Origin of the sequence: Pseudoflavonifractor phocaeensis, from assembly GCF_021531375.1 — a bacterium.
Classification (GTDB): domain Bacteria; phylum Bacillota; class Clostridia; order Oscillospirales; family Oscillospiraceae; genus Lawsonibacter; species Lawsonibacter phocaeensis_B.
In genome coordinates this window covers 18675-29949 of record NZ_JADYTU010000025.1, presented here as the reverse complement: position 1 = coordinate 29949, position 11275 = coordinate 18675, and the positions used below count along the sequence as shown (strand labels likewise).

The window sequence follows — 11275 nt, the reverse complement described above, 5'->3', positions numbered from 1 at the left end:
ATCATGCCACATCCCTCCCTATAGTTATTGTACCATAGAAAGGGTTTATACGCCACTTTGTCAACAGGTCCTTCAAAGTACATCCTTATTATTTTTTATGTGTCATAAACAGTCCGCCATGGAGTTCAACAGTCCTCCCGCTTTTTTCAACAGTCCAAAATTATTGTAATACCAACAAAATTAAAAATGGATGAGAAGCGTTTCGCTTCTCATCCATTTCGGAAATTACCATTTTTCACTTTTAGCGAGTTCGAGGTTCTTTTCGAACTCGATAACTTCCTGTTCCGTTGCCTCACGGATATTATACTGCTTGCCACAGTCAGGGCAACGGTCAGGCTCGTTTACTCGTGAAAAGACAAAGTTGCAGTTATCACAAACCCAAATCATTATCTCTCAAGACCCATCTCATAAACTTCTTCCCAAGATTCAGAACACTGTTGCATCATTTCGTTGATTGCTTCCACAGAAACAGGCTCGATAATCGTGTTGTCAACAACTGCAAACGGAACAGCACCCTTAAACACTTCAGCCTGAGTATGCTTTTCCGTGGCAACGATTAGCGCCTCGGGAGTATCAAAAAACCTCTCGCCCACTATGGAAGACTCTCTATCGCCCACACGATAGTTTAACTCTACCACATTGTATAGACTTATCTCCTCGACTTCAACTGCATAAGCGCTGAACTGCCCATCAAAAGTAACGGCAGGTAAGTCATCAAAATCATCATCGAAGTCAAACAGACTATAATCACCGAACCGATAATCTTTTAAGTGCAAGTTAGAGGGCTGGTGAAGAACGGCTCTGTCAACCACGCTACCTTCTGTGATGAAACCAAAATTTTGGACAAGAAGGCTATGACCATCTTTTTTCAGCACCGCACCAAATTCGACAATCTTCAACGCAACTTCATCCCCATAGGATACATAAAACAAAGCAGCCTCTGTATAGTTATCTTCATGGCCATAAACAGTAAGGATATTTACCATACTGTTTTCAATATCATCAAAGAAAAAGAAAAAGGTCTCTCCGCTTTTTTCAGCGGCAGCAAGAACGAAAGGATAGCTTGTCAGGGGGAGTTCATTTTGAAGTTCACTGTCCATCTTGTCAGAACCAGTTCCTATACGCACAGTTGCGTGGTGATTATCCCAAGAACCCCATGAAAAAACTTGTGCTGAAGCATCGAGTGCAAAACGGCGTTTTAATTCCAAAATCAACTCAGCATTTGTCACGATTTCTACCCCCGTGTAGGTTATTTACAACACCAGTATAGACGATAACCGTTTATTTGGCAATATAGTTCGAATTTGAGAAAGAGAGGCGGATTCGGATCCGCCTCTCTTTTATTTAAACCAGTACACTCTCCAGTTTTCATCTTCCTTAATGACCTCATAGGGAATTGGTTCACTCAGCTTTGTCACACGGACTATCTCAGAAGTGTAAACCCCTTCAGACACTTCCTTGAAGTACGGCATAAGGCCAAGAATAGTCAGCTCCAGCTGCTCTTTATGAACTGCAAACCAGTTGAGGTTAGAACCTTTGATTTCCAGGTGATACAAGTCCGTTTCAATGTCAAAGTCTACATCCATGTCGTTATACTCGCCCAGAGAGAAAACTTCATCCCCAAACTTCACAGAGAAGTTTACAGGCTCAAGTTCATAGAAAAGGCGCAGGTCTCTTACGCTGTCGAAGTAGAACTGATAGGCTTCCTTTATGAACTCCATGAACTTGGGGCCTTCGATAGACTGGAAGGTGTAGATTTCAAACTCCTTCACGTTCTCTTCGGATACCATCAGTTCACGGTACAGTACAAAGGGCTGGCACTCAAACTTGCTATCCCTGACCCCAAACCACATTTTACGGTGGGATTTGAGGTGGATGAAGTTATAGTAGTCTGAATTGATTTCACAATGAGCGAGGCGTTGTTCTACCCACTTCTCAGGGTTCTTCAGTTTCTTATCCTTGGCTACCGCTGTTAAGATTTGCTGCAAGGATAGCAGCATACAGTTCACCACCTTGCTTTTAGGATTGGTCACTGTATCATAGCGTAGGTCAAGACAGATGCCAAGGATAAATATTATTAGGAACTCTTTCGGCGAGGCAACTCTTGATTATAACCACCACATAACACCCCCCCTCTGGGAAAATGTCGAATAATGTATACTCCTTGAACCAGAAATGGACGAGATTTATTTCCATCCACGCAAACTACTTAGAAACTCAACCTAAACCCCAAACACTGATTCCCAAAACCATTTTCTTTGCTATATCAACCACCAACGCCACCACATAAGCAATATTTGCTCCTAATCTCCATCTAATTTTGCCAGCAGCAAAAAGATATGGAGTGGAACACCTTAACCACTAAAAATCTCAATTTCTCAAAACCAATATCTCCTCAATTTATATTAATATACGATTAATACATAATCCTATCTTATACGGATATTATACTACAAGATTTATTGGATTTAACCACAACATCAACTCCAGTAAAATATCCGTAGAGGTGAAAACACTATGGATTACGAGTACACCGCCCGCTTTCAGCGGCTTGGTCTGAAGGTGGCCTTTTACAGAAAGCTAAAAGGGCTTACCCAGGCGCAGCTTGCTGAACTGCTTGAAACCAGCCCTTCCTATATTGGGGCCATTGAGTCCACCAAGATGCATAAACCAATTAGTCTGAAAACCTTATTTAGACTGGCCGACGCTCTCGATGTGCATCCTTCCAAACTTCTAGAAGATTAACCCCACCACTCGATAACTTGGTGGGGTTATTTCATTGTTGTCTTCATTTTCAAACCCTGTTATACTATCTAAATAGATAGTATTATGTCCCTTGCGATTATGGTGATGAATATGAAGAAAATCTTGAAGTCAGCAGCAGTAATTGCCATCGTCCTTGTTCTGATTGCCATTCTCTTTGGTATGCTACACAAACCACCAGTTGTGTGTCCTCTCCACGAGCGAGTACCCTCTAACTTCCCAATTATTGTGAACACCAATGAGGGAAGTGCTACTGAACTGCGTCTGTACAACACCTTCAGTGAGTACCCACTTCAAATCGTAGAGAAGTCTGAATACGGCGTCATGTGGATGGTTGCAGGTAAAGGTTGGAGTGGTGCCGCTTTTCCTGACGACAACTATCTCCATTTTTCAATTCAAAAGGATAGTATGTGCGACTATTCAAACAGAGCTGCACGGAAGTTCTTCTGTGATGAGTGCGTAAAAGCATTTAAAGAACTTGACCCCTCCTGTAACTTCATCGTGGTGGATGCTTACGAAAACGATAATCTCAAGTACCACGACATAGCCAATATTGAGGAGTTACAGATAAGGCATTACTCTTTTGTTGCAGGCGATACGGAAGAAGGACTGCTTTCGTTTGAAATGCACTCCTCTTACTATGACAGTGGTAAGGAACTCGACTTCCTTGATAAGGACATCACCCAATTTGATAACCACTATGCAGGTATTCAGTAACCAACATCCAATCTAATACAATACTCAATGAAGAACCCCCACGTTGCCGGCAACGTGGGGGTTCTGTTGGTTATAGGTTAATCACGGGAGTTTTTATCAACGTTGCTCTTTTACAAACGCTCTGTACTCGTCTCTGATAAGAGCATAGGAAATCAGGTTTTCAATTAAATTAACCACCTCGGGGTCATCCAAAGTCCAGTTCCTATCATACTTGAGAATACCCAAGTTAAACCGATTATCTGCTATGATTTTAGGACAACGAGCTTCAACGAAAGCACGGAGTTCACTTACCTTACCACTACCTTTGTTGCCAATAGCAATTCTGCCGCTATGATAAAATACCACTCGTCCATTTCGATAAACCACATTATCATCAATGCTCAACTGCAATGCGTGGTGGGACTCCTTTTCGTTATCTATCGCCACATTCAATGCAGTCTTCCAACTACCTGGCTTTTCTGAACGACCATACACAGAGAATGCAAAGGAAACAAACTCTGTACTACCATTACGTTCAATCAAGAAGGAACGATAAGGACCATAGAACACACCACCACCAGCATTGCCGTAGGACAGAAATCTAACCCCATAATCCTCAATCAGATTAAATGCATCATACTGCTGACAGGGCAACTTATGGTCTGTATCAAACAGGCACGCCAATAGATTAAACGATGCACAGGCAAGGTGGTAATCTGTGGTAGGACTGATTTCCATATCATAAGCAGCGGGGTTCTCTTTGAATATCTTGCCGATTTCCTCGAACGAAGGTCTTTCAGGCTGTGCTTCAAGAGGCTGGATGGTGTATTTGTTTTCCAGCATATCTTCATAACAAGGAAGAGCCTCTACCAAATCATACTGTTGGGTATCTTCGTTGTAATGGAAACATTGATACTCAACGTCGTTAATCATCATAGCATAATCACAACCAAGAGTATCACTGTAAAAAGACAGTTGCTCTGCAACCTTATCTACCAAACCAATGCCAGGAGCCTTACACTCAATGACCGCAATGGGAATCAGTTCTCCTTCTTTGGTAAGGCACTTGATTGTAATGTCTGTGCGCCGAATAGACTTAATACCATAGTGGGACAAGTTTTCTTCTACGCTAATCATATCAGCAGGAACCTTCAAATCATATAACAGATGAGAGATTACCTGCTGACGCACTGTTTCCTCGGGGGTGATGTAAATCAGTTTTTGTCTAATTGGGTCAAGATAGCATTCCTTACCCTTTCTCATATAAACCTTTGGCAACGGTTGCACGGACAAGTCGATGTACATAATAAAACCCCCGTTGGTTTGTATCTACCCTTACTTAAACGTTCGTCATTCTCTGAAGCTCTTGAGCCTCCAGTATCTGCTTCTGCAGGTCTTCACAGACCTTAACATACATAACTTCAATACCAAACTGACGTATGCTCTCTGCTAAAACGGATTGACCTTCTAACTTTTTCTTTTCAGCCAAGTCACAGACTACGATTATTTTTCTGTGTTGCTTACCCGTTTTCTTTTCTAACAGGAGCATCTTCAGAATATCATTTGCAATCTTATTATCCTGAGCTTTTTTAGGCTTACCAATATGAGCAAATATTTCACCGACAACACAATTCTCAACTGAATAGAAGTCGGGCTGCATATATGTGAAGGCATTGTCTGCTAAATAGATTTTCTTGTTCTTCTCGAACTTGAGGTTGAGAAGTTCCTCAACCTTATGGAATATCACTTCTTCAACCTGTACTTGCACATGAGAAGATGATTTGTGAGCGTTTTCCATTACTATCATCCTCGCAATCTCTCGTTTTCCGTTACCACTACAATACCACTTTTCCACTATTTTTTCAATCTGCGCCAAAGTATCCTATAGGCAGACCATCCAACCCTTTACCACAGTTACTGCATACCTACCACATCCAAACAAATAGAGGGGGCTCGTGGAACGAGCCCCCTCTATGATTACAGAGAAAGAGAAGAAAATGTATCAATGATTTGCTGTGCATGGTCTGCTCTGGAAGTCTTTGCTGTTTCAGGTCTTTTGGTGACCACCATTTTAGTACCATTGTAAGTACCCTGACCAACAATGGTGTTGGTAGAATCCGAAACCAGAGTAATACCCAACTCCTTGGCAAACGAGGCATCTGTATAATCAGCAGGCTCCATCCACCACGTATCTGTTACGAATACCACATGAGTTGGTTTGAGCATTTCAATTTCCTTTTTGATTAACTCAATGCAGGGCTTTATCTGACGTACAATGTCCTTACCGTCAGGATTGTATCTACTGTACGGTGCAACCTTAAACAGGTTTGACCAGGCTACACGAGATGACCACTCTGCTGCCTCACCATTCAGTTCTAACAGCTTATAACAGAGTTGCCAAAATGGAGAACGATTGAAATTATACCCGTCTGGTTGGATGGGGGTGGTGCTGATGCTATCGACATCAAACCAATGAGAGAACACCTGATTTACCAACCCTTCAAGTGTATCCTCATGCCAATCAAACTCCCACCCGTTTACTGCTCGTCCAATGTAGAGCATACGGAATGGACTGGTTTCATAGTTTGACCCAACTATCACAGGGCAGGAAGTCATTTCGTGAGACCACAATCTCTCCTGGAATGGTTCTAATAGGGTCTGATAAATCTTCTTGTAGTCATCCATAGGATATCCTCCTTACCATGAATACCATAGTATTCACGATAAAACTCAAAATCCCTCTTTTTTCTCAAAGAAATATAAGCAACCAAAGTATAACACCAAACGAACTATTAGACCAGCAGGAACAGACATTGGAGGAATTGGATTCAGGAGAAGATTTATCAATGATTATTGATGATGTTCAACAGATATTTTTTCAATTTATAGTACCCCTCAATATATATACCGTTTTTCTCTCAATTTATATGTCCAATTTTTGATTTTCAAAGTCCCTCGACAACCCATTTATGTCCCTGCGCATTGAAAACTCACAGCAAACGATAAAATAAAAATTTTTGGAGCAACGATAAAATTGGATCCAGAGCATGCTCTGGATCCAATTTTTAACGTTTTATTGGTTTGTTGTGCTCGGCGATTACCGCATAACCTTATTCAACAAAGACTGATAGCTGTCCACCACATCATAAACAACATTGCCGTTACTAATTGCCTTAAAATGCTCTCTGGCACAGTGAATCTTGGATTCCTCAATCAGTCGCAGCTGCATAGAGTTCATAGAATCCTTTGTTTCTGCCACGAAATAGATGTGCTTGATATTGTTCTCATAGAACGCAATAGCCCAGTCGGGGTTGTAATGACCAACAGGAGTAGAGATGTAGAACCCATCGGGCAGTTTTTCCACGACATCAGCGTATTCTTCCTCGAACATATCAGCATAGATACCGTTGAAGGGCTGTCCTGCCTTATCGTACAGGCTCCACACTGCTTACAGCCGAACTTGAAAGTATCCTCCATACCGAGTTTGTTCTTTTCGACAGTTCGCAGGAACTCTTCTACTTTATCTTCTTTGGTCATGTCTGCCTCCTTAATCCCATTGGTCTACACACTCAAGTCCATAGATGCAGGCTTTTTTCACCTTTGCCTTAACGAGTGTGGGAAGTTCAGCATCTGTTCGCTCTTTCATCCTACCGTCATAGGTGTGTTGCCACTCCCGTTCCAACTCGTCAGAAATCTTGAAGAAGTACAGGATAGAAGACTGTCTAAGGGAGCGTTCAGGACTTACAACCTCGAACTTCACGAACCAATCAGCATCACAATGAACCCACTCCAAAATGCGTCCAACAAAAGCACAACAACCACGCTCATCAGGGAGTTCGTTGAACATCTGTGTCACCAGACGCACCTTTTCCATAGCGCTTTCCCACTGCTTCTCATAACCACGTTTAGGGTCGAGTAACAGGAGGTTGTTGGAATAGCAGAACAGATTGTGGTCTTGCATCATAAGCTGTTCCTTTAGAAACTTGCGACGGGTATTTCCTTGATTGCTGTACTCCAGATACTCAGCCACTCCCGTCATGCAGATTCACCTACACTTTCGGCTTTCGCCTTACGGTTGGCCTCTTTCAGTTCTTCACGCAGAACCCACCGAAGTCCTTCGATGACCAGCTCGGATTTGTTCTTATCTTCCTGTGCCGCCTTGATGTTGAGCAGCTTAATAAGGTCGGGAGGAAGGTAATAAGACATGGGCTTTGCGCCACCTCGACCACGGTTTCTCTCATACGCCCGCGGATTTGCTTTCCGAGGGTCGTGTGCTCTCTTCTCCTTGACCACCTTAGGAGCCTTCTCGGACTTATTTTCATCTGCGCCACCCAGCATGGCTGCGAGAGCAGGATTGCACTGCTAAAAAAGAAACGGGAGAACATAGAAGCCGAGTACAATAAATACGGAAGCAATCTCGTACAAACCGAAAAGAGACTATCGGAATTGGACGTGGATGACAAGCACTATGAGAAAAGGGTTGACAGTCTGAACCGTGTGTTAGATGATATATACGACAAACTGGATGACGCACAGACGAGACTGGATGAAGTCAATGCTGAAATTGCCATGGTGCAGAAATCGGCCATGACAAAAGAGTCCATTTTTGAAATGCTGGAGGGCTTCAGCAAATACTACGATGCCATGGCTCCGGAGGACAAGAAAGAGCTTCTGCGGGCAATGATTTCCTCCATTGAAATCTACAAGGGCAAACACGCCGACGGCCATCTGATCAAAACCATCCACTTTACCTTTCCAGTGACCTATGACGGAGAAAGTGGAGTGTTGTTTGTCAGCAGTACAGGCGGAGAAGTTGAGACAGTGGTTCTTTTGTCACGCGCATAATGGGCTTGTGAAGAGCTGTTTCATTCAGATTTGAAAGGAGCGCGTCCATGGAGCGGGAGAGATTTGAACTGGAGATGATCGTACCCGGACGGGGACCCAAGACCGATCTGGGTTTTCTGAGTGTAGAACAGGCGGCGGAAGTCTGCCGGTTCCACCGCAGCTGCGCCGCCTACCGGGAGACACCGCTGGTATCGCTGGAGCATCTGGCCCGGCAGCTGGGGGTGGAGTCCATCCAAGTGAAGGATGAGAGCTTCCGCTTCGGCTTGAACGCGTTCAAGGCCCTGGGGGCCAGCTACGCGGCGGGCCGGTATCTGGCCCAGCGGCTGGGCGTGGAGCCGGGGGAGATGACCTTTTCCCGGGCAGTGAGTCCGGAGACCCGAACAGCGGTGGGGGACATCACCTTCGTCACTGCCACCGATGGCAACCACGGCCGGGGCGTGGCCTGGACGGCCAGACAGCTGGGGCAGAAGTCCGTGGTCTATATGCCGAGGGGCAGCGCACTGGAGCGGCTGGAGAACATCCGGGCCGAGGGGGCGCGGGCCGACATCATCGACGGGAATTACGACCAAGCGGTCCGGCTGGCCCGGGAGGCGGCGGACCGGGAGGGATGGGTGCTGATGCAGGACACAGCCTGGGAGGGCTATACCCAGATCCCCACCTGGATCATGCAGGGCTACATGACCATGGGCTACGAGATGGCCGGTCAGATGGAGCAGCCGCCCACTCACCTGTTCCTGCAGGCGGGAGTGGGCAGCATGGCAGCGGCCATGGCAGGCTTTTTCGCCAATTATTATGGGGCCCACCGCCCCATGACGGTCGTCGTCGAACCCCAGAAGGCAAACTGCATCTTTCGCACCGCCCGGGCGGGGGATGGCAAGCTCCACCCGGTTACCGGAGATATGGATACCATCATGGCGGGACTGGCCTGCGGGGAGCCCTGTACCATTGGCTGGGAGGTCCTGCGGGACTGTGCCGACGCCTGCCTGAGCTGCCCGGACTACGCGGCGGCGGACGGGATGCGGATCCTGGCCGCCCCCGTCCCTGGCGACGGGCCGGTGGTGTCGGGGGAGAGCGGCGCCTCCGCCTTTGGCTGCGCGATGAATCTGCTGATGGACCCGGAGCTGGCGGAGCTGAAAAACCGGCTGAAGCTGAACGAGAATTCCAGACTGCTCTTCATCAGTACGGAGGGGGCCACGGACCGCCGGAACTATCGGGACATCGTCTGGAGGGGAAAGTATTCCGCACCGGACCTGTGACCTGCACCTGAAGGAAACGAAATATCTCCCGTGGGGCCTGGGCCGGTCTGCCGGAGCGGCTTGTGCCCCATGGGAGACGTTTTCTGGCTGGCCGGGCCGGGACGCATATGCGGGCGGCAGAGGCTGACCGGCCGGCTGCGGGAATAAATTGGGAAGAATCTGACGGATACGCTTGTTTTTCCCGTGGTTCATGGTATAATATGACGTAAACAGCGGTCTGAATGAAATTGTGGCCTCCGCGCGGGCCGGTATAATGGAATTCGGGCCGTTTTCTGTGTCCGGCACCGGACCCGCAGCGTCTGACACCAACAAAAAGATCTGGAAGCAATATGGAGGTTTTTATGTCTGGAAATCATACCCATCGGAACGGAAGCTTTACTTCCTCCCTCGGTTTTGTGATTGCCTGCGTGGGCTCGGCGGTGGGCCTGGGCAATATCTGGCTGTTTCCCTACCGCCTGGGCCAGTATGGCGGGGCGGCGTTCCTGATCCCCTATCTGTTTTTTGTGTTCCTCTTCGGCTGGGTGGGCCTGTCCGCTGAATTCGGCATTGGCCGGCTGGCGGGGACGGGCACCATCGGCGCCTATGAGTACTGCTTTGAGTCCCGGGGAAAGAAAAAGTTGGGCAGCGTTTTGAGTTGGATCCCCCTGATGGGCTCCCTGGGCATCGCCATCGGCTATGCGGTCATTCTGGGCTGGGTGCTGAACAGCCTGGTGGGATCTCTGACCGGCACCCTGATGACGGCGGAGCCTGCTGAGTTTTTCCAGGCGGCCGCGGTGGAATTGGGAAACCCCCTGTGGCACACGGTTGTGGTCCTGGCGGTCTGCCTGATCCTGATGTTCGGCGTCACCGCCGGTATCGAGAAGGTGAGCAAGGTCCTGATGCCCCTGTTCTATGTGCTGTTTCTGGCGCTGGCGGTCTGGGTGGCGTTCCTGCCTGGCGCGGGGGAGGGCTACCGCTTCCTGTTCGTGCCTGACTGGTCCAAGCTGCTGGAGGTGGATACCTGGGTCATGGCCATGGGTCAGGCCTTCTTCACCCTGTCCATCACCGGCTCCGGCATGATCGTCTACGGCGCCTATCTGGATAAGGGAGAGGACATCCCGAAAGCCTCCATACGCACCGCTGTCTTTGATACCATGGCCGCCATGCTGGCCGGTCTGGCTATCATGCCCGCTGTCTTTGCCTATGGTCTGGATGCGGGCCGGGGCCCCTCTCTCATGTTCATCACCCTGCCCACGGTGTTCCAGCAGATGCCCATGGGCCGTATGTTCGCGGTGTTCTTTTTTGTCTCCGTCCTCTTTGCCGGCATCACTTCCCTCATCAACATGTTCGAGGCGGTGATTGAGAGCTGGCAGAGCCATTTCGGGCTGGGCCGCAAGGCCGCGGTGCTGATCTGCACTGGCCTGACCTTGGGCGTGGGCATCTTTATGGAGGCCGAGGCCCGGGTAGGAACCTGGATGGACTTTATTACCATTGTGGTGGTCCCCATCGGCGCGGTGCTGGGGGCTGTCTCCGTCTATTATGTACTGGGCTGGCCCAAGCTCCGTCAGGAGCTTCAGACAGGCCGCGAGAAGCCTCTGAGCGCCATGTTCGGCGCGGTGGGAAAGTATGTCTACGTTCCCCTTACCATTCTTGTGGTGATCCTGGGCTTCGTCTATAAGGGAATCGGCTGACCGATCCGGACCTTGGGCCCGGGAGCCGGGATGAAGGCGGTTTGA

At 47.8% G+C, this 11275-nt stretch carries 13 protein-coding genes; 5 read left to right on the top strand and 8 right to left on the bottom strand.

Annotated elements, in window-relative coordinates; translation table 11 throughout:
• Positions 1–386: 386 nt before the first annotated feature.
• Complete coding sequence (locus I6E39_RS08725; protein WP_235381213.1) at positions 387–1229, bottom strand: hypothetical protein; 843 nt, start codon at positions 1227–1229, stop codon at positions 387–389.
• Between the two features lie 111 nt (positions 1230–1340).
• Positions 1341–2000: a hypothetical protein gene (locus I6E39_RS08720; protein WP_235381212.1), complete on the bottom strand. Its 660-nt coding sequence runs from the start codon at positions 1998–2000 to the stop codon at positions 1341–1343.
• A gap of 517 nt (positions 2001–2517) precedes the next feature.
• Between I6E39_RS08720 and I6E39_RS08715 the strand changes: the two genes are divergently transcribed.
• Both I6E39_RS08715 and I6E39_RS08710 read left to right on the top strand, forming a co-directional pair.
• The gene (locus tag I6E39_RS08715) at positions 2518–2745 is read left to right on the top strand and encodes a helix-turn-helix domain-containing protein (protein ID WP_235381211.1); all 228 of its coding nucleotides are present in this window, start codon (positions 2518–2520) and stop codon (positions 2743–2745) included.
• A gap of 111 nt (positions 2746–2856) precedes the next feature.
• Entirely contained in the window at positions 2857–3480 is a 624-nt protein-coding gene (locus tag I6E39_RS08710; RefSeq protein ID WP_235381210.1) for a hypothetical protein, read from the top strand.
• 96 nt (positions 3481–3576) lie between these two features.
• Here the strand turns inward: I6E39_RS08710 and I6E39_RS08705 are convergent, their stop codons facing one another.
• The 6 genes from I6E39_RS08705 to I6E39_RS08680 all read right to left on the bottom strand — a co-directional run bounded on the left by I6E39_RS08705 (position 3577) and on the right by I6E39_RS08680 (position 7665).
• Entirely contained in the window at positions 3577–4764 is a 1188-nt protein-coding gene (locus I6E39_RS08705) for a type I restriction enzyme HsdR N-terminal domain-containing protein (protein WP_235381209.1), read from the bottom strand.
• 34 nt (positions 4765–4798) lie between these two features.
• Positions 4799–5335 (bottom strand): hypothetical protein, encoded by a 537-nt coding sequence (locus tag I6E39_RS08700; RefSeq protein ID WP_235381208.1) that lies wholly within the window; start codon positions 5333–5335, stop codon positions 4799–4801.
• A 101-nt stretch (positions 5336–5436) separates the two neighbouring features.
• Positions 5437–6144, bottom strand: coding sequence for a hypothetical protein (locus tag I6E39_RS08695; protein ID WP_235381207.1), 708 nt, complete (start codon positions 6142–6144; stop codon positions 5437–5439).
• A gap of 412 nt (positions 6145–6556) precedes the next feature.
• Entirely contained in the window at positions 6557–6850 is a 294-nt protein-coding gene (locus I6E39_RS08690) for a restriction endonuclease (RefSeq protein WP_338127128.1), read from the bottom strand.
• Positions 6851–7006: 156 nt separating this feature from the next.
• Complete coding sequence (locus I6E39_RS08685; RefSeq protein WP_235381206.1) at positions 7007–7498, bottom strand: hypothetical protein; 492 nt, start codon at positions 7496–7498, stop codon at positions 7007–7009.
• A complete protein-coding gene (locus I6E39_RS08680; RefSeq protein ID WP_235381205.1) occupies positions 7495–7665 on the bottom strand; it encodes a hypothetical protein in 171 nt (56 codons plus the stop codon). The genes I6E39_RS08685 and I6E39_RS08680 overlap by 4 nt, the downstream gene beginning before the upstream one ends.
• Positions 7666–7905: 240 nt before the next feature.
• On the opposite strand from I6E39_RS08680, the gene I6E39_RS08675 reads away from it, so the two are divergent.
• The 3 genes from I6E39_RS08675 (at position 7906) to I6E39_RS08665 (ending at position 11230) form a co-directional block, all read left to right on the top strand.
• A complete protein-coding gene (locus I6E39_RS08675) occupies positions 7906–8304 on the top strand; it encodes a hypothetical protein (protein ID WP_235381204.1) in 399 nt (132 codons plus the stop codon).
• Positions 8305–8351: 47 nt separating this feature from the next.
• Entirely contained in the window at positions 8352–9560 is a 1209-nt protein-coding gene (dpaL, locus tag I6E39_RS08670) for a diaminopropionate ammonia-lyase (RefSeq protein ID WP_235381203.1), read from the top strand.
• A 341-nt stretch (positions 9561–9901) separates the two neighbouring features.
• On the top strand, positions 9902–11230 hold the full coding sequence (locus I6E39_RS08665; RefSeq protein ID WP_235381202.1) for a sodium-dependent transporter: 1329 nt from the start codon (positions 9902–9904) through the stop codon (positions 11228–11230).
• Positions 11231–11275 lie beyond the last annotated feature (45 nt).

Excerpts from the sequence above, each read along its gene's own strand:
- dpaL (WP_235381203.1), top strand. The coding sequence starts at position 8,352 with ATGGAGCGGGAGAGATTTGAACTGGAGATGATCGTACCCGGACGGGGA.
- I6E39_RS08665 (WP_235381202.1), top strand. The coding sequence starts at position 9,902 with ATGTCTGGAAATCATACCCATCGGAACGGAAGCTTTACTTCCTCCCTC.
- I6E39_RS08685 (WP_235381206.1), bottom strand. The coding sequence starts at position 7,498 with ATGACGGGAGTGGCTGAGTATCTGGAGTACAGCAATCAAGGAAATACC.
- I6E39_RS08690 (WP_338127128.1), bottom strand. The coding sequence starts at position 6,850 with ATGTTCGAGGAAGAATACGCTGATGTCGTGGAAAAACTGCCCGATGGG.
- I6E39_RS08695 (WP_235381207.1), bottom strand. The coding sequence starts at position 6,144 with ATGGATGACTACAAGAAGATTTATCAGACCCTATTAGAACCATTCCAG.
- I6E39_RS08715 (WP_235381211.1), top strand. The coding sequence starts at position 2,518 with ATGGATTACGAGTACACCGCCCGCTTTCAGCGGCTTGGTCTGAAGGTG.
- I6E39_RS08680 (WP_235381205.1), bottom strand. The coding sequence starts at position 7,665 with ATGTCTTATTACCTTCCTCCCGACCTTATTAAGCTGCTCAACATCAAG.
- I6E39_RS08720 (WP_235381212.1), bottom strand. The coding sequence starts at position 2,000 with ATGCTGCTATCCTTGCAGCAAATCTTAACAGCGGTAGCCAAGGATAAG.
- I6E39_RS08705 (WP_235381209.1), bottom strand. The coding sequence starts at position 4,764 with ATGTACATCGACTTGTCCGTGCAACCGTTGCCAAAGGTTTATATGAGA.
- I6E39_RS08710 (WP_235381210.1), top strand. The coding sequence starts at position 2,857 with ATGAAGAAAATCTTGAAGTCAGCAGCAGTAATTGCCATCGTCCTTGTT.